Origin of the sequence: Pantoea phytostimulans (genome assembly GCF_046118715.1) — a bacterium.
Taxonomy (GTDB): domain Bacteria; phylum Pseudomonadota; class Gammaproteobacteria; order Enterobacterales; family Enterobacteriaceae; genus Pantoea; species Pantoea phytostimulans.
This window is the reverse complement of sequence record NZ_CP173698.1, coordinates 3600057-3618446: the sequence shown is the minus strand read 5'-3', so window position 1 is coordinate 3618446 and position 18390 is coordinate 3600057. Positions and strand designations below refer to the sequence as shown.

Below are 18390 nucleotides of genomic sequence, written 5' to 3'. Positions count from 1 at the left end.
AGCAAACAGCATGACTCACGACAATAAATTGCAGGTCGAAGCGATCAAACGCGGCACAGTAATCGACCACATTCCCGCTCAGGTTGGCTTTAAGCTGCTGTCGCTGTTTCGCCTGACCGAGACCGATCAGCGCATTACTATCGGCTTGAATTTGCCGTCAGGTGAAATGGGCCGCAAAGATTTGATCAAGATTGAAAACACTTTTCTCACTGATGACCAGATCAACCAGCTGGCAGTTTACGCGCCACATGCGACGGTCAACCGTATCGACGAATATGAAGTGGTCGCAAAGATTGCGCCCACCTTGCCGGACCGCATCGACCGTGTGCTGACTTGCCCGAACAGCAACTGCATTAGCCGCAGCGAGCCGGTGTTCTCCAGCTTTGCGGTGAAAAGTCGTGCCGATGATGTGCATTTGAAGTGCAAATATTGCGAGAAAGAGTTCGCTCGTCATGTGGTGTTGGGTCACTGGTAATCCATTTTCTCGTCCCTATAATGGAACCGTCGGCGGCGCTGTGATGCCGCTATTGCACACAACCCAGGAGCAATAATGTCTCGCGAAATCAGTACGGAAAAAGCCCCGGCAGCAATCGGTCCTTATGTTCAGGGCGTTGATCTTGGCAGCATGATTATCACTTCGGGCCAGATTCCCGTTGATCCGGCAACCGGCACTGTTGCAGACGATGTCTCAGCCCAGGCGCGCCAGTCACTGGAAAATGTGAAGGCGATTGTTGAAGCGGCAGGTTTGAAAGTGGGCGATATCGTGAAAACCACCGTTTTCGTCAAAGACCTGAACGACTTTGCTACCGTGAACGCCACGTATGAAGCGTTTTTCACCGAGCATGACGCCAGTTTCCCAGCCCGTTCATGTGTTGAAGTGGCGCGTTTGCCGAAAGACGTGAAGATTGAGATTGAGGCGATCGCGGTTCGCCGTTGATTTTGTCCTCTGCGCACGCTGGTTAAGCGTGTGCTGTCTCCTGCCTCCTCTGCGCGCTATCCCCCATCCCCGCCTTCCCCCGCGAAGCGGGGGAAGGAGACGCTGCCACATGCAGCTTCAATACTCGCAGGTGGCAGCGCCAGCACAATCTAACCTTTACTCGGACGCCATACCCAAAGCACGGCAATCGACAGCGCAAACAGCGTACCGAAACCAATCCCGGTTGCTACTGCCGGTGCGCCTGCTTTGATCGCCAGCGTGTAAAGTCCTAGCATCAACAGCATCGCGGTGTTTTCGCCAAGGTTCTGCACCGCAATGGCATTGCCCGATCCCACGCTTTGCTTGCCACGCGCCTGCAACAACGCATTCAAAGGAACGACAAAAAAGCCACCCAGCGCGCCAATGACCATCAGCAATAAATAGGCATTCAGCAACGAATGCTGCATTGAGAAGATCACCACCATCACACCAATCAGCACGCCTGCAGGCATACAGCGGCGGACCGTTTCCAGCGTCACCAGCTTCGCCGCAGCCGCCGCACCCAATACAATGCCAATCGCCACCATGGCATTCAGCGTAGTTGGCGTTTTGTTATCAGTGATGCCAAGCGCTACCGGTACCCACAACACCAGCAGAAAGCGCAACGTCACACCCGCGCCCCAAAACAGACTCGTTCCCAGTAAGGAGAAGCGGGTTTCTGCGTCACGCCACAGCACACGGCACGCCGCGATAAAGCTGCGTAACATTGCCGCGAAATGCCAGCTTTGGCCGGGTCGTGCTGCCTGCAGCTTGGGAATAAACAGGTTCGCCACTACCGCAATGCCATACGTCAGCGCACAAACCGCCAGCGCCACCAGCAAATTCCAGTCAGCCAGAATGCCGCCTGCCACCGAACCCAGCAGAATCGCCGCGATGGTCGATCCTTCCATCAGGCCGTTGGCCTTCACCAGTTTTTCGCCTTGGGTAATTTCCCCCAAAATGCCGTATTTCGCTGGAGAATAAGCCGCTGCGCCAATACCCACCAGCGTATAGCCAATGAAAGGACTCAAGCCGAAGCAGATCACCAGCGCGCCCAGCAGCTTCAGGCTGTTGGCAAACATCATGACCCGACCTTTGGCAAAACTGTCTGCCATTTGCCCCACAAACGGTGCCAGCAGGATGTAAGTCGCGACAAACAGCATCTGCAAAATCGGCTGACTCCAGTCGGGATAAAACTGGTTTTTAAGCACCGCCAGCGTGACAAACAGCAGCGCGTTATCGCCAAATGCGGAGAAAAACTGTGCGACAATCACCGCCAACATGCTGCGCGACATCAGCGGCGCATCGCGTTCAGGTCGCGCACTCATGCCTGCTCCTCTTCCGCCATTTTCTTCAGGGTGACGTAATCGGGCTTGCCGCTACCCAGCAGCGGCAGCTGTTTAACCACGCGAATATCACGCGGCAGCGCCAACTCCGGCGCACCCATCTCACGCGCGGCTTTTTGCAGGCGATCGCGTGCCAGTTCGTTATCGGTGGTAAACAGCACCAAGGCTTCACCACGATTTCCATCCGGGCGCAGCGAAGCCGCATGCTGCTTATCCGGTGAAGCTTTCAGCGCGATCTGCTCAACGATCTCCAGCGAAACCATTTCTCCTGCGATTTTAGCGAAGCGCTTGGCGCGACCCTGGATCTGGCAAAAACCGCCTTCATCAAAGCTGACGATATCACCGGTATCGTACCAACCCGCTTCCATTTGCCCTTCGCCATTATCCGCCACCGGCAGTTCCAGCACGCCCGGGTTCTCAACGCGCAAATAGCCTTTCATGATATTCGGCCCACGCAGTTGCAATCGTCCGCCCTTCTCAATGCCCGGCACCGACATCAAACGCGAATCCATGCCCGGCAGAATGCGGCCTACGGTATGCGCCTTCGCCGCCATCGGCACGTTAATCGCCACCACTGGCGCGCATTCAGTCACGCCGTAACCTTCAAGGATGCGTATGCCATATTTTTCCATGTAGACCTGAAGGGTGTTTTCCTGCAATTTTTCCGCCCCAGCCACCACATAGCGCAAGCGAGCAAAATCGTACGGGGCCGCGAAGCGCGCATAGTTGCCAAGGAAGGTTGACGTGCCAAACAGCACGGTGCAGTTTCGGTCGTACACCAGTTCCGGCACGATGCGGTAATGCAGCGGGCTGGGATAAAGAAATACCTGCGCGCCGGTCATCAGCGGCGTAAACAGGCCAACCGTTAAGCCAAAGGCGTGAAACAGCGGCAGCGCCGACATGAAGCGGTCACGCGGGGTAAAATCCGCCACGGTGCGAATCTGCTCAACGTTGGCCAGCAGGCTTTTATGCGAATGCACCACACCTTTGGGATTGCCTTCCGATCCCGAGGTAAACAGCACCATCGCGGCGTCTTCGGGCTGCTGCTTAACCTGCGCCCGGCGCGGCATCAGCAGATGCGCAAGGATCCAGAGCTTGTCCTTGAGCGTTACCGTCTCTTTCAAGTCTTCCAGATAGATCCACTGCACGTCGCTCAAGCCTTGCGGCAGATGCCATAAATCCCCTTTGTCGAGGAACTGGCGAGACGTAAACACCGTTTTCACCTGCGAAGCCGTTAGTGCAGCGCGCATGCCGTTGACGCCCGCAGTGTAGTTCAGCATCGCCGGAACGCGGCCACGCATGGAGGCACCGAGAATCGCCGCAGCCGTTACGGTGGCATTAGGTAGCAGCAGGCCAACAACCTCTTTTGGCTGGCTATAACGCTCAAGGATGCGTCCCACGCCCAGCGTTTTTTTCAGCAAACCGGTGTAGCTGTCGGGTGTGAAATTGACATCTTCAATGCAGCGTTTGAACGCGCCGTAGCGGATACGCGCATTGAGAAACGCGTCAAACAGCGTTTCACGCGGGCGTACCGCCATGCGGGCTTCCATCATGACATGATGCAGATGTTCGCCGGCTAAAATACGGCGCTCGCGTGCCCGTTTTGCGTCGGGCATGGGAATACGTGTCCCAGGCAAAATGCTCAAGGTAATACGCGGGAAAAGGCGGCGTTTAAATACGCCCGCCAGGCGACCAAACGGCGAAAATTCTGCACCGTCGATACGCATCGGCACCACGCTCGCGCCCGATTTCGCCGCCACAAAACCGGCACCGCTGTAGATCTTCATCAGCGATCCGGTAACGGTAATGCGGCCTTCCGGGAAGATCACTACCGGACGACCGCTGTTGACTACCTGAACCAGATGTTTGATCGACATCGGCTTGGTGGGATCCAGCGGCACGAAGTCGATAAACGGTTTGATCACCCGCATGAACCATTTTTCGCTGATCGTCGAATAGACAGCGAAAACCGGTTTGATGGGTAAGAACAGCGCCAATAGCATGCCGTCCAGAAACGACATGTGGTTGGGCGTGATGAGCACCTTGTCTCTATGCAGTTCAGCGACATCACCACGCAGCTCGACACGCCATAACAGGCGGAAAACCAGACGTAAGATTTTGAATAACATGCCAGCTCCATAGCATCGTTAAAATTAGCCCCTCACGATGCAGGATCTGGAAGTATTCGACAACTACTTATTTGGCGCTTGCCAGCCACCGCCCAGCGCGGCAATCAACGCTACGCTGCTGACCCACTGAGTGCTTTGCAGGGACAGAAGATTTTGCTGTTCGCTCAAGCTACTGTTTTCAGTGGTGGCGACGTCGAGGTAGTCGATCATCCCGGCATCATATTGATTGCGCGTTACGCGGGCCGACTCTTGCGCGGCGGCGGTAGCACGCTGCTGGGAAGCCATTTCGCCCTGTAAGGTGTTCAGCTCCACCAGCTCATCTTCCACTTCCTGCAACGCTTCCAGCACGCTTTGACGGTAGCTGGCGACGCTGGCGTCATACGACGCTCGGGCCTGTTCGACCTGCGAAGAAGTGGCGCCAAAATCCAACAGCGTACCGCTGAGTTCAGGCCCCAGCGACCAGATGCGATTCGGTAGCGAGAAGAGATTATGCAGCGTAGAAGCGCTCACGCCGCCGCTGGCGCTTAAGGTTAAATCCGGGAAGTAACCGGCAATGGCCACGCCCACCGCCGCATTCGCTGCTGCCACGTTACGTTCGGCGTAGGCGATGTCAGGACGACGCTGTAACAGTTGCGTCGGCAAGGCGGCAGGAACGGTTGGCAGCGTGGCATCCAGCTTCGCCACCGGTAAGGAGAAATCAGCGGGCGCTTTGCCCACCAGCAACGCGATAGCGTGTTCCATCTGCGCGCGTTGCCATTGATAATCCTGCGCCGAGGCGCGGGCGCTCTCCAGCTGCATCTGCGCCTGCGCTAACGTGGCACGCGATTCGCTGCCGGTTTGGTATTTGTTTTCAATCACCGTGAGATAGCGCTGGTAGGCGTCGATGCTCTGCTGATACAGCGCAATTTTCTGATCCATGATGCGCAGCTGGAAGTAATCCTGCGCCAGTTCAGACTGTGCGCTCAGCGTGATGTTCGCCAGCTCTGCCGCGCTCGCCTGCGCACTGGCTTTGTTCTCCTCCAGCGTACGACGCAGCTTGCCCCATAGATCCAGCTCCCAGCTGGCGCTTAGCTCAGCCTGATGGCTGCTGCTGGTGGTGCGTTGACTGCTGCCGGTGGTGGCATGACTGCCGCTGCGCGTCACGCTGCTGTCATAACCCAACGAGGGAAACAGCTCAGCGCGAGATTGCGACGCCAGCGCCTGCGCCTGACGATACTGCGCAGCGTAGTTGGCAACGTTCTGGTTATTGATGCTTACCTGACTCAGCAGGCTGCTCAGCGTGGCGTCGTGATAAACAGCCCACCATTCGCCTTTGTGCAGATCATCCTGCGGCGTCGCCTGCTGCCAGCCTTTGGCTTCTTTGTAATGTACCGGCACTGACATCTCAGGGCGATGATAATCGGGGCCAAGGGTACAGCCGCTCAACAGCAGCGCCAGCATAATTGGGGTCAATACTTTCATGAATCAGGATTCCGCATGGCGCAAACGGCGCCATTGACGTTGAGTTGCGCGGCTCAAACGATCGAGCCAGAGGTAAATAACGGGCGTGGTGAACAGCGTCAGCAGCTGGCTCAGCGCCAGACCGCCCGCAATCGCGATGCCCAGCGGGCTGCGCAGATCGGCATCGCCGCCACTGCCCAGCGCCAGAGGCAAGGCACCGAAAAAGGCCGCCAGCGTGGTCATCATGATCGGACGAAAGCGCATCAGGCAGGATTGAGTAATCGCCTGCTGCGGCGACATGCCCAACCTGCGTTCTGCGTCGATAGCAAAGTCGATCATCATGATGGCGTTCTTCTTCACGATACCAATCAGCAAAATAATGCCGATCAGGGCGATAACCGTGAGTTGCGTACCGGTGAGCAGCAGCAGCAGCAGCGCGCCTACGCCCGCCGAAGGCAACGTAGAAAGAATGGTCAGTGGATGGATATAACTTTCATACAGCACGCCCAACACGATATAGACCGCCGCCAGCGCCGCCAGGATCAACCACGGCATGGTGGCGGTGAGCTGCGCAAACGCCGCGGCGGTACCCGCAAAACCAGCCTGGATCGTCGAAGGCAAACCGAGTTTCGCCATCGCCTGTTTGATCAGCACCTGCGCCTGTTCCAGCGAAACGCCATCATTGAGGTTAAACGCCACGGTGCTGGTCGCTGACTGGCCCTGATGCGTCACTGACAGCGGCGCATTGCCACCCACAAACGTGGCGAAGGCCGACAGCGGAATGCGGTCGCCATTATCGTTAATGACATAAAGCTGCTTGAGAATTTCTGGGTCGCGCGTGTAGCTATCCTGCAAACTCATCACCACGTGATACTGGTTCAGCGTGTGATACAGCGTTGCGATTTGCCGCTGGCTAAAGGCATTATTCAGCAGCGTGTCGAGCATCTGAACGTCAACGCCAAGCCGGGTGGCGCGGTCGCGATCAATGTTCATCACCACTTCCTGACCGCCCGTTTGCGAGTCGGAATCGACGCTGTTGAACTGCGGAATTGCCGCCAGCGCCGCCTGTACTTTGGGCGTCCATTCGCGCAGCAGATCAAGATCGTCAGCCTGCAAACTGTACTGATACGTCGCGTTGGCGCTGCGTCCGCCGATATGCAGATCCTGCGCTGCCATCAGGAACATCTGTGCGCCAGCGATATGGCTGGTTTTCATGCTCAGGCGGTTCGCCACTTCGGTGGCCGTGGCATCGCGCTGATCAAAATCTTTGAGGCGCACAAAGAAGTTCGCGCTGTTACGCGAGCCGAACATCCCACTGCCCATCGATGACATCACGCTTTCCACCGCCGGATCGGACTGAATGATCTTGGTAAACGCCAACATCTTCGGCTTCATCGCCTGAAACGAGATGTTTTGATCGGCACGCAGCGCGCCCATTAGCAGGCCGGTGTCCTGATTCGGGAAAAAGCCTTTTTCCACCACCGAGAACAGAAACAGGTTGAGCAGCACCGTCAGCAGCAAACTGAACATGGTGAGCTTTTGGTGGCGCATCACCCAATTCAAGCCGCGCGAATAGGCGTCCAACAAGCGATTGAGCCGGTTTTCAATAAACTGATAGAGCGGATGCGGCCGTTTAGTGACCTTGGGCTTGGGTTTGAGCAGTCGCGAGCAGAGCATCGGCGTCAGGCTCAACGACACAAACATTGAGATCAGCAGCGACACGGTGAGCGTCACGGCAAATTCGCGGAACAGACGCCCGACGATGCTGCCCATCAGCAAGATGGGAATGAATACCGCAATCAGCGACATGGTCATGGACAGCACGGTGAAACTCACTTCCTGCGCACCGCGCAGCGAGGCCCGCAGCGGACTTAGCCCCTCTTCAATGTGGCGCGTGATGTTTTCCAGCACCACGATCGCATCATCCACCACGAAGCCGGTGGCGATAATCAGCGCCATCAGCGACAGGTTATCGAGGCTGTAGCCGAGCAGATACATCACAGCGCAGGTGCCAATCAGCGAAACCGGCAAGGCCAACGCGGGAATGATCACCGCCTGCAGATTACGCAGAAAGACAAACACCACCGCAATCACCAGCAGCACTGCTACCAGCAAGGTTTCTTCCGTGTCGTAAAGCGAGGCGCGCACCCCAGGCGAACGGTCCACCACCACTTTCAGCGCGGTATCCGCAGGGAGATTTTTTTCCAGCTCCGGCAGTTGCGCTTTGATCGCATCAATGGTGTCGAGCATATTAGCGCCCGCCTGGCGTTTGATACCCACCATCACCGAAGGCGACGCGTTAAGGAACCCCGCCTGATATTGATCTTCAACCGAGTCATAAACGGTTGCGACATCGTGCAGCCGCACCGCTTTTCCCTCTTTATAGCTAACGATCAAATCGCGATAGCTTTTGGCTTTATCCAGCTGCCCGTTGCTGTCCACCACCCAAGATTGCGTGCTGCCTTGTAACATCCCTTTTGGCAGATTAGTGGTGCTGTTGGCGACCGCGCTGCGCACGGTATCGAGTGAAATGCCATATTGCGTCAGCTTCAGCGGTTGCAGATCGATGCGCACCGCAGGCAAGGCGCTGCCCATCAGCGACACTTCGCCTACCCCTTTCACCTGCCCCATCGCCTGCTCGATTTTGCTTTCAGCAAGATCGTAGAGTTCGCCTGGCGTGCGAGTTGCAGACGTCAACGCCAGCATCACTATCGGCGCATCGGACGGATTGGCTTTACGGTAGGTTGGCAGCGATTCCATGGCGCTCGGCAGCAGACTACGCGAGGCGTTGATTGCCGCCTGAACGTCACGCGCTGCACCGTTGATGTCGCGATCAAGCTCAAACTGCAAAATGATATTGCTGGAACCCTGCGAGCTGCTTGAGGTCATTTCCGTTACGCCCGCGATTTGCCCCAGCGAGCGTTCCAGCGGGGTGGCCACCGTTGCCGCCATGGTTTCCGGGCTGGCACCCGCCAGGCTGGCGCTGACCATAATGGTTGGGAAATCAACCTGCGGCAGCGGCGCAACCGGCAACAAGCGATAGCCCAAGGCGCCCAGCAGCAGGATCGCCATGGTGAGCAGCAAGGTCGTAACCGGACGGAAGATAAACAGCCGGGTCAAATTCATTGCCCACTCCGCGTCTGCTGCTGACGGCGTTTCACCCACGCGTTCCCGCGCTGTGCAATCGCGTCAAACCACAAGTAAATCACCGGCGTAGAGAACAATGTCAGCGCCTGGCTGACGATCAAACCGCCAACAATCACCAGACCCAGCGGCTGACGCAGCTCTGCGCCCGAACCGGACGCCAGCATCAGCGGCAACGCACCCAGCAGCGCCGCCATGGTGGTCATCAGAATCGGGCGGAAACGCAATAAACAGGCTTGATGGATGGCGTCACGCGGGCTGAGGTGCTGCTTATTCTCCGCTTCTAGCGCAAAGTCGATCATCATAATGGCGTTCTTTTTCACGATGCCGATCAGCAGGATCACGCCAATCAACGCGATCAAGCTGAATTCGGTGCCCGCCAGCATCAGCGTCAACAAGGCGCCCACCGCAGCCGACGGCAGCGTGGAAAGGATGGTCACCGGATGAATAAAGCTTTCATACAGAATGCCGAGCACCACGTACATGGTGATCAGCGCCGCCAAAATCAGCCACAGCGTGTTACCCGTCGCGCTCTGGAACGCTGACGTTTCGCCCTGATAACGCAGCGTCACGCTCGATGGCAGTTGCAGCTGTTCACGCACCTCGGCAATCGCTTTCTGCCCATCTTCCAGTGAATAACCGGCATTCAGGTTGAAGGAGATCATCACTGCCGGGAATTGGTTCAAACGCATATGCATCAGCGAACCGGTGCGCTGGTGAAGGGTGGCAATCGACGTCAGTTTCACCATGCCGCTGCTGCTGGTGGTGGAACTGTCGCTACTGCTGGTGGTGGTTGACGTGGTGCTGCTACTGCTCGACGAGGTGCTGCTCGTGCTGCTGTCGCTCTCTTCGTCTGAACTGCTGGAAGGTTGCAGATAAACATCATCAAATGACGCCGGGCCTTGTTGATACGTCGGCGCGACTTCCAGCACCACGCGATACTGATTCGACTGGGTAAAAATAGTCGACACCAAACGCTGACCAAAAGCGTTGTAGAGCGCGGTATCCACATCCGAAGCAGTAATGCCGTAACGCGCCGCTTTATCGCGGTTCAGCTCGACATACGCCACGCGTCCCTGATCCTGAAGATTGCTTACCACGCCATTAAACTCTGGACGCTGCTGCAGTGCCGCCACCATTTTCGGCGACCACTGCACCAGATTTTCGCTGTCTGCATCGTCAAGCGTGAACTGATACTGGCTTGGCGTAACCTGGTCGTTGACTGTCAAATCCTGGGCCGATTGCATATAGAGCTGGATACCAGCCACCTGCGTCGCCGCCTGTTGTAGCTGTTTGATGACTGCATCGGCTTTGTCATTGCGCTCATCAAACGCCTTGAGGTTGATCTGTATACGCCCGCTGTTGAGACTGGTGTTATTGCCATCAATGCCAATCGTAGAGGACAGACTCTCTACCGCAGGATTCTGCAAAATCACTTTCGCCAGCGCCTGTTGACGCTTTGCCATCTCATTAAAAGAGACATCCTGCGACGCCACGGTCACGCCCTGAATCAGACCGGTATCCTGCGTCGGGAAGAAGCCTTTCGGCACCATGACATAGAGCAGCGCGGTCAGCGCGAAGGTGGCCAGCGCCACCAGCAGCGTCAGCTTTTGGTGATTTAACACGACGGTCAGCAAGCGATCATAGCCGCGAATCAGCTTATCGAATAATTCACCGCCCTTGCGTGAAAAGCGCGACTGCTTTTCGACTGGAATGTGGCGCAGCAGATAGGCGCACAGCATTGGCGTTAAGGTTAGCGACACCACCATTGAGACCAGAATCGACACCGCCAGCGTGATAGCAAACTCGCGGAACAAGCGTCCGACCACGTCGCCCATAAACAGCAGCGGAATCAGTACCGCAATCAGCGAAAAGGTTAGTGAAATGATGGTGAAACCAATCTGCTGCGAGCCTTTTAGCGCCGCTTCCATTGGCGGTTCGCCCTCTTCCAGCCGCCGCGAGATGTTTTCAACCACCACAATGGCATCATCAATAACGAAACCGGTAGCGATGGTCAGCGCCATCAACGAGAGGTTATTCAGGCTGAAGTCAGCGAGGTACATCACACCAAAGGTGCCAATCAACGACAGCGGCACCGCCACGCTGGGGATCAGTGTCGCTGCCACATTGCGCAGGAACAGGAAAGTGACCATCACCACCAGCGCAATCGAGAGCATGAGCTCAAACTGCACGTCACTGATCGAGGCGCGAATGGTTTGCGTGCGATCCGAAAGAACCGTCATTTTCACGCCATCTGGCAGCGCGGCCTGCAAAGTCGGCAGCTGCGCCTTAATTCCATCCACGACCTGAATCACGTTCGCACCCGGCTGGCGCTGCACGCTGATGACAATCGCCGGGCTGTTATTCGCCCACGCCGACTGGAAGCTGTTTTCCGGCCCTTGCTCAATATGCGCAATATCTTTCAGACGCAGCGCAGCACCGTTTTGATAAGTAATGATTAAATTGCCGTACTCGTCTGCGGTACGCAGCTGATCGTTGGCGTCGATAGTGACCGAATGGTATTTACCATCAAAGCCGCCTTTCGAACCGTTAACGTTGCTGTTGCTAATCAGGGTGTTGACGTCTTCCAGCGTCAAATTGTGCGCCGCCAGCGCTTTTGGATCCATCTGCACCCGAATCGCCGGTTGATGTCCGCCCGCCAGCGTCACCATGCCGACACCAGAAATTTGCGATAGCTTGAGCGCCACGCGCGTATTCACCAAGTCCTGCACCTGCGTCAGCGGCAAGTTCTCTGAGCTGGCAGCTAAGGTGATCACCGCGCTGTCCGCCGGATTGACCTTTTTGTAGGTTGGCGGGTTTGGCAGATCGCTGGGCAGCAGATTGTTCGCGGCATTTATCGCCGCCTGCACTTCCTGCTCCGCCACATCCAGCGACAGGTCGAGACTGAACTTCAGAGTGATGATCGATGATCCACCGGAACTGGTGGAGGTCATCTGACTCAAACCCGCCATTTGACCGAGTTGACGCTCCAGCGGCGAAGTCACCGATGAAGCCATCACGTCCGGGCTGGCGCCGGGATAGAGCGTGGTGACCTGAATGGTCGGATAATCGACCTGTGGCAGCGCCGAGGTGGAAAGAAACTTATAGGCAAAAATACCGGCGATCAGCACGCCCACCATCAGCAAGATGGTGGCGACCGGACGCTGGATAAACAAGCGTGACGGATTCATTTGGCCTCGGCGGTTGCGGTGGTTTGCGTCTCATCCGCCACCGACACTTTGCTGCCGTTGGTCAGGCGATCAATGCCTTCCGTTACCAGACGATCGCCCGGCTCTACGCCTTTTAAAATCGCTTGCCGATCGTCATCCAATGCCGGCCCGGCGGTCACCGCTTTGCGCGTCACGGTATTGTCTTTGTTGATCACAAAAACAAAGCTGCCGTCGCTGCTCATCTGCAACGCTTGTGTTGGGATCACCGTCGCGCCTTTCAATAGATTGGTCTGCAAACGCAGATTAACGAACTGATTAGCGAACAGCGCTTCGTCCTGGTTGGGAAAAGTGGCCTTTAGCTCAACTGTGCCGGTGGAGGTATCGATCTGGTTACTGATGAACTTCACCTCACCGTTGGCCAACGTGCTGGTATTGTCCTCATCAAACGCCGTAGCGGGCAGACTTTGATTGTTATGCAGCGCTTTGACCAGCGTGGGGATATTACTCTGCGGCACGCTAAACGTGACGGCGGCGGGCTGCATCTGGGTCAGAGTGACTAAACCGGTGCTGCTGGAGCTTTGCACCATGTTGCCCGGATCAACCTGACGCAATCCAACACGGCCGCTAACCGGCGCAGTGATACGAGCGTATTCGATACTGAGTTTAGCGCTGTCGATTTGCGCCTGATCGGTGGCAACCGCACCGCGATACTGCCCTACCGTGGCTATCTGCGTATCCAGATCCTGGCGGGAGAGAGAATCTTGCGCCGCCAGCTTGCGATAGCGCGCCAGCGTCAGTTCTGCGCTTTTCAGCAGTGCCTGGTTCTCATTTAACGCACCTTGATATTGATTCAACGTCGCCTGATAGCTACGCGGATCAATCTGCGCCAGCAGCTGTCCTGCTTCAACTTTCTGCCCTTCAGTGAAGTAAACCTTCTCCAGCTGTCCATCGACACGGCTGGTAACGGTAACGCTGGCGCTGGGGATGACGGTGCCAAGTGCATTGAGATAAACCGGCACATCTGCGGTGCTGGCCACGCCGCTGTGTACCAGCGTTGCGCCGCCGCCCATCATCATGCCAGGACCACCGCGACCTGCATGACCGCCTGGCGGCATACCGCCACTCGATCCTTTGCCAAACGGCAACAAACGCCAGGCAACAGCGGCAATAATCAATACCACGATTAAAAGAAGCAGCCATTTAAGCCAGCGGGAACGAGGGGAACGGGATGCGTTAGTAATCATCGAACTCTTCAGGTAAACAAGGAATAAGGAATTCCCCCTTAAAAACAGGGGATTATTTCGTGGTGCGTACTCTAAATACGTTGCGTTGCATGACGGTAGCACGCTGACGAATCCCGATAGGCGTAGTGAACGACAGGATTCGGGTAAGTGAGCATAGCCAACAAAGAGGCAACGTAAAGTATGACGGGCACAATTATCACGGCACGCATTATCGGCTAAATTTGATGCGATTTTCCATCGCCAAACCGTAAGGTTTTCGTTAAGAAGAATCAGGGTTTCGCTCGGTTCAGCGCGATGACTCTGCTTTAGACCTGGTCTGGTTAAGCTGAGATAAACCTTGATTAACCGGCAAGGTGTGTCGAAAAGCGTTGCCGAATAGGGACGCTTAAAATCGCGACTAGCCGCCTCGCTAAATGCGTGACGAGACGGCTCGTCATTATGATTTCCAGCCGCCGCCCAATGCTTCGTACAGCGTAATTTTTTGATTAAGCTGCCCCAAATGTGCCGCAATCAGCGCCTGCTGTGCCGTATACAGCGAACGCTGTGCGACTAACACATTGAGATAGTTATCAACGCCTTGCTTATAACGCAAATCTGAATAGTCGTAATCGCGCTGGTTGGCCGCGACCTCTTTTTGCAGCGCCATGAGCTGGCTCTGCCAGGTATCCTGCCCAGCCAGCGCATCGTTAACATCTTTAAACGCAGTCTGAATCGCTTTCTCATAGTTGGCGATCTCGATACGTTTTTCGATTTTAGCGATATCCAGATTGGCCTGATTCACTCCGCCGTCGAAGATCGGCAAAGAGATCGAGGGTGCAAACGACCAGGCGCCTGTACCGCCTTCCAGCAGATGCCCCAGCGAGCTGCTGGTTGAGCCGCCCGATGCGGTTAGCGTGATATTCGGGAAGAAGGCCGCGCGCGCAGCGCCGATATTGGCATTAGCGGCTTTAAGAGTGTGCTCAGCAGCGATGATATCCGGGCGGCGCGTCAGCAGATCCGACGGCAATCCCGCTGGCGTCTGCGGAAATTGCCAGTTGCTGTCGAGTGTGGCGTTTTTCAGCAGCGTGGCGGGTAAATCAGTGCCAGCCAACAGCCGCAGCGCATCCACATCCTGTCGTACCTGACGCGTATAGCTCGCCACATCCGCTTCGGCGCTGCGCACGGTGCTTTCTGCTTGTGCCAAATCCTGATCGCTGCTGACGCCGCCGTTGTAGCTTATTTTGGTCAGATCATAGGATTTCTGCTGACTCTGCACAGTTTGTTCGGCGAGATGCAGAAGATCGTTATCGGAACAGAGCGTTAGCCACGCCGATGCCACCTGTGAAATCAGCGAAATGCGCGTTGCGCGTTCGGTGGCTTCAGTGGAGAGATAGGTCTCCTGGGCCTGATCGCGCAGGCTACGCAAGCGTCCCCAGAAATCCAGCTCCCATGAAGTCACGCCTAATCCGGCGTTTAACTCGTGATAAGTCACCGCGCCGGTCGATTGCGTATTGTAGAGGTTCGCGGGTTCATGGGCCGACGTCTGGCTGGCGGTGGCGTTAATCGACGGCAGCAGCGCGGCGCGATCGATCTGCACCGAGGCACGCGCCTGTTCAACATTCAATGCTGCGACGCGCAGGTCGCGGTTGTTTTGCAGCGACAGGTCGATCAGCTGGCGCATCGTGGCATCGTTGAAGAAGTTCTGCCACGGCAGATCGGCGACATTGCCGACCGGCGTATTTTGATCGTAATGCGTATCCACCGGCAGCGTTGGGCGCTGATAGTTGGGCTGTAACGTACAACCGGTTAAGCCAAGGGCGGCCACCAATGGCAGCAGCGGCCAGCACGTTGCTTTAGTTATCATTGTGAACAACCTCAGGCTTTTTCTTACGGGAAAAGAGCTGCGAAACCACCACGTAAAACATCGGTACAAAGAAAATGGCGAGGAATGTCGCGGTAAGCATTCCACCCGCTACCGCCGTACCAATGGAGTGCTGGCTGCCCGCACCCGCCCCGTTTGAGATAGTGAGCGGCAGTACGCCAAGAATAAATGCCATCGACGTCATGATAATGGGTCGAATACGCAAGCGTGCTGCTTCTACCGCAGCGTCCACCAGCGTTCTGCCTTCACGTTCGTGCAGTTCTTTGGCGAACTCCACGATCAAAATGGCATTTTTCGCGGCCAGCCCAACGGTGGTGAGCAATCCGACCTGGAAGAACACATCGTTTTGCAAACCGCGCAGCAGCACCGCACTGATGGTGCCCAGTACGCCAAGCGGCACCACCAATAGCACTGAGAACGGAATCGACCAGCTCTCGTAAAGCGCGGCCAGGCACAGGAACACCACCAGCACGGAAATAGCATAGAGCTGCGCTGTTTGTGAGCCAGACGCCTGCTCTTCATAGGAGATGCCGTACCACTGCACGCGGAAGCCTTTTGGCATTTTCGCGCCAATCTCTTCCACCGCTTTCATCGCTTCACCGCTGCTGTAACCTGAGGCTGGCGAGCCGAGAATCTCTTCTGCCGTCATGCCGTTAAAGCGTTCATAGTGCGGTGAACCGCTGACCCATTCGCCGCTGGCAAAGGCCGAGAACGGCACCATGGTTCCGCTACTGTTACGAAAGTACCATTTGTTGAGATCTTCCGGCGTCACGCGTGAATCGGCTTTACCCATCAGGTAAACCTCTTTAACGCGGCCGTTATACATGAACTGATCGATGTAGCTGGATCCCCAAGCGACCGACAGGGTGTTGTTGATATCAGCCATGCTTAAACCCAACGCGCTGGCGCGTTCATCATTGATCTCCAGCTGATATTGCGGTTCATCTTCCATGCCGTTGAGACGAACGGCGCTCAGGCGTGGATCGTTGTTAGCCAGCGCAAGAAACGTGTGCGTGGCATTCATCATTTCCTGATGCGTATGGCCCGCAGTATCTTGTAGATAGAAGTCAAAACCGGTGGCGTTCCCCAACTCCATGACCGCCGGTGGCACCATGGCAAAGATTTTCGCGTCTTTATAATTGGCGAAGTGCCCCATGATATTCGCCGCCAGCGTTTTCACGCTCTGGCTCGATTGGGTACGTTCACTCCAGTCTTTGAGACGAACAAACGCCATAGCACTGTTTTGCCCACGTCCGGCAAAGTTAAAACCGTTGGCCGCAAATACTGTAGTGACCACCGACGCTTGCTTGTCATGCAGATAGTCGTTGAGATCGTTAATGACTTTTTGGGTGCGCTGCGATGAGGCATTCACCGGCAGTGTGATCTGCACCATCATCAATCCCTGATCTTCATCCGGCAAAAAGGTGGTCGGTACGCGTGTGAACAGATAGCCGGTGACGCCAACAATCACCAGATACACCACCAGAAACAGGCCGCGACGCGAGATGACTTTGCTGACGCCGCGGGTGTAATGCAGCGTGCCGCTGTCGAACTTGCGGTTAAACCAACCGGCCAGCCCGGTAGTTTTGTGCTCGGCGGAAGAGGATTTAAGCAACGTCGCGCACAGCGCCGGTGTAAAGATCAGCGCCATCAGCACCGACAGCGCCATGGCTGACACAATGGTGATGGAGAACTGACGATAGATAACGCCGGTCGATCCCGAGAAGAACGCCATCGGCAGCAGCACCGCCGACAGCACCAAGGCAATACCAAATAGCGCGCCCTGAATCTGCTGCATCGACTTAATGGTGGCGGTTTTGGGATCGAGCTGCTCTTCGTGCATCACGCGCTCGACGTTTTCCACCACCACGATGGCGTCATCCACCAGCAACCCTATCGCCAATACCATGCCGAACATCGTCAGGGTGTTAATGCTGTAGCCAAAAGCAGAAAGAATGCCGAAGGTTCCCAGCAAGACCACTGGCACCACCAGCGTGGTGATAAAGGTTGCGCGCAGGTTTTGCAGAAAAATCAGCATGACGAAGAACACCAGCACCACCGCTTCGAGCAACGTTTTCACGACTTCTTCGATTGACGCGCTGACCACTGGCGAGGTGTCGTAGGGATATTGCACCTCGACGTTATCCGGCAGCGAATCTTTCAGCGCCTCTACCGTGGCGCGCACCGCTTTGGCGGTATCCAGCTCGTTGGCGCCTGTTGCCAGACGCAACGCAATACCGGCAGAAGGTTTGCCATCCATGGTTGAGTCGATGGTGTAACTTTGTGGGCCTAATGCCACGTTACCCACATCTTTAAGGCGGATCTGCGAACCGTTACTGTTTACCTTCAGCAGCACGTTTTCAAACTGCTTCACGCTGGTGAAGCGTGATTTACCCAGAATGGTGGCATTCGTTTTAGCGTCAGGAATGGTCGGCAAGCCGCCGAGCGAACCGGAAGAGACCTGCACGTTCTGGTTATCAATAGCGGTGCTGACGTCGCTCGGCATCAGGCTGTACTTATAGAGTTTGGCCGGATCGAGCCAGATGCGCATCGCATACTCAGAACCCAATACCATGAAGTCGCCAACGCCTTTGGTGCGCGAGATGGGATCTTCCAGCTTCGATACCAACATGTCGGCGAGATCACCGTTACTCAGCTTGCCATCTTTCGACACCAGGCTTATCACCATCATGAAGTTTTTTTGGTATTTACGAATACGGATGCCTTGCTGTGTGACATCAGTGGGCAGCTGAGATTCCGCCAGAGAAACGCGATCCTGTACCTGAACCTGAGCGATATCAGGATCAATGCCCTGATTAAAGGTGGCGATGATTTGCGCACTGCCATCGCTGGCGCTGTTCGATTCCAGATAGCGCAATCCATCCAGGCCATTCAGCTGTTGCTCAATGACCTGCACCACGGTGTTTTGCGTGGTTTCGGCGCTGGCACCCGGATACGTCACCGAAATAGAGACGGCGGGAGGTGAGATGTTGGGATATTGATTAACCGGTAAATTCAGCGTGGCGATAGCGCCTACCAGCATCACAATAATCGCCACAACCCAGGCGAATATTGGACGCTGGATAAAGAACGTAGACATG

10 protein-coding genes are annotated in these 18390 nt (G+C 56.0%); 2 read left to right on the top strand and 8 right to left on the bottom strand.

Features of this window, described 5'->3' with window-relative positions; genetic code table 11:
- Nucleotides 1-10 precede the first annotated feature (10 nt).
- Both pyrI and ridA read left to right on the top strand, forming a co-directional pair.
- The gene (gene pyrI / locus ACF2G4_RS16830; protein WP_215847772.1) at nt 11-475 is read left to right on the top strand and encodes an aspartate carbamoyltransferase regulatory subunit; all 465 of its coding nucleotides are present in this window, start codon (nt 11-13) and stop codon (nt 473-475) included.
- Between the two features lie 75 nt (nt 476-550).
- On the top strand, nt 551-937 hold the full coding sequence (gene ridA / locus ACF2G4_RS16825; protein WP_215847773.1) for a 2-iminobutanoate/2-iminopropanoate deaminase: 387 nt from the start codon (nt 551-553) through the stop codon (nt 935-937).
- Nucleotides 938-1086: 149 nt separating this feature from the next.
- On the opposite strand, the gene lplT is transcribed toward ridA, so the two are convergent.
- The 8 genes from lplT to ACF2G4_RS16785 all read right to left on the bottom strand — a co-directional run bounded on the left by lplT (nt 1087) and on the right by ACF2G4_RS16785 (nt 18389).
- Nucleotides 1087-2283: a lysophospholipid transporter LplT gene (gene lplT, locus ACF2G4_RS16820; RefSeq protein ID WP_409075180.1), complete on the bottom strand. Its 1197-nt coding sequence runs from the start codon at nt 2281-2283 to the stop codon at nt 1087-1089.
- Nucleotides 2280-4430: a bifunctional acyl-ACP--phospholipid O-acyltransferase/long-chain-fatty-acid--ACP ligase gene (aas, locus tag ACF2G4_RS16815; protein WP_409075179.1), complete on the bottom strand. Its 2151-nt coding sequence runs from the start codon at nt 4428-4430 to the stop codon at nt 2280-2282. Before aas ends, lplT begins: the two co-directional genes overlap by 4 nt.
- Before the next feature lie 63 nt (nt 4431-4493).
- Nucleotides 4494-5891, bottom strand: a complete 1398-nt coding sequence (locus ACF2G4_RS16810) for an efflux transporter outer membrane subunit (RefSeq protein WP_215847774.1) — start codon at nt 5889-5891, stop codon at nt 4494-4496.
- Between the two features lie 3 nt (nt 5892-5894).
- The gene (locus ACF2G4_RS16805) at nt 5895-8996 is read right to left on the bottom strand and encodes an efflux RND transporter permease subunit (protein WP_409075178.1); all 3102 of its coding nucleotides are present in this window, start codon (nt 8994-8996) and stop codon (nt 5895-5897) included.
- Entirely contained in the window at nt 8993-12205 is a 3213-nt protein-coding gene (locus ACF2G4_RS16800) for an efflux RND transporter permease subunit (RefSeq protein ID WP_409075177.1), read from the bottom strand. Before ACF2G4_RS16800 ends, ACF2G4_RS16805 begins: the two co-directional genes overlap by 4 nt.
- Nucleotides 12202-13428: an MdtA/MuxA family multidrug efflux RND transporter periplasmic adaptor subunit gene (locus ACF2G4_RS16795; protein ID WP_332626671.1), complete on the bottom strand. Its 1227-nt coding sequence runs from the start codon at nt 13426-13428 to the stop codon at nt 12202-12204. Before ACF2G4_RS16795 ends, ACF2G4_RS16800 begins: the two co-directional genes overlap by 4 nt.
- Before the next feature lie 436 nt (nt 13429-13864).
- Nucleotides 13865-15271 carry an efflux transporter outer membrane subunit gene (locus ACF2G4_RS16790; protein ID WP_409075176.1) on the bottom strand — a complete coding sequence of 469 codons (1407 nt, stop codon included), beginning with the start codon at nt 15269-15271 and terminating at the stop codon, nt 13865-13867.
- Nucleotides 15261-18389: an efflux RND transporter permease subunit gene (locus tag ACF2G4_RS16785; protein ID WP_243078699.1), complete on the bottom strand. Its 3129-nt coding sequence runs from the start codon at nt 18387-18389 to the stop codon at nt 15261-15263. The genes ACF2G4_RS16790 and ACF2G4_RS16785 overlap by 11 nt, the downstream gene beginning before the upstream one ends.
- Nucleotide 18390: the final 1 nt, after the last annotated feature.

Bases quoted from the DNA above. Each gene is read 5' to 3' on its own strand.
- pyrI (WP_215847772.1), top strand. From the start codon at position 11: ATGACTCACGACAATAAATTGCAGGTCGAAGCGATCAAACGCGGCACA.
- ridA (WP_215847773.1), top strand. From the start codon at position 551: ATGTCTCGCGAAATCAGTACGGAAAAAGCCCCGGCAGCAATCGGTCCT.
- lplT (WP_409075180.1), bottom strand. From the start codon at position 2,283: ATGAGTGCGCGACCTGAACGCGATGCGCCGCTGATGTCGCGCAGCATG.
- aas (WP_409075179.1), bottom strand. From the start codon at position 4,430: ATGTTATTCAAAATCTTACGTCTGGTTTTCCGCCTGTTATGGCGTGTC.
- ACF2G4_RS16810 (WP_215847774.1), bottom strand. From the start codon at position 5,891: ATGAAAGTATTGACCCCAATTATGCTGGCGCTGCTGTTGAGCGGCTGT.
- ACF2G4_RS16805 (WP_409075178.1), bottom strand. From the start codon at position 8,996: ATGAATTTGACCCGGCTGTTTATCTTCCGTCCGGTTACGACCTTGCTG.
- ACF2G4_RS16800 (WP_409075177.1), bottom strand. From the start codon at position 12,205: ATGAATCCGTCACGCTTGTTTATCCAGCGTCCGGTCGCCACCATCTTG.
- ACF2G4_RS16795 (WP_332626671.1), bottom strand. From the start codon at position 13,428: ATGATTACTAACGCATCCCGTTCCCCTCGTTCCCGCTGGCTTAAATGG.
- ACF2G4_RS16790 (WP_409075176.1), bottom strand. From the start codon at position 15,271: ATGATAACTAAAGCAACGTGCTGGCCGCTGCTGCCATTGGTGGCCGCC.
- ACF2G4_RS16785 (WP_243078699.1), bottom strand. From the start codon at position 18,389: ATGTCTACGTTCTTTATCCAGCGTCCAATATTCGCCTGGGTTGTGGCG.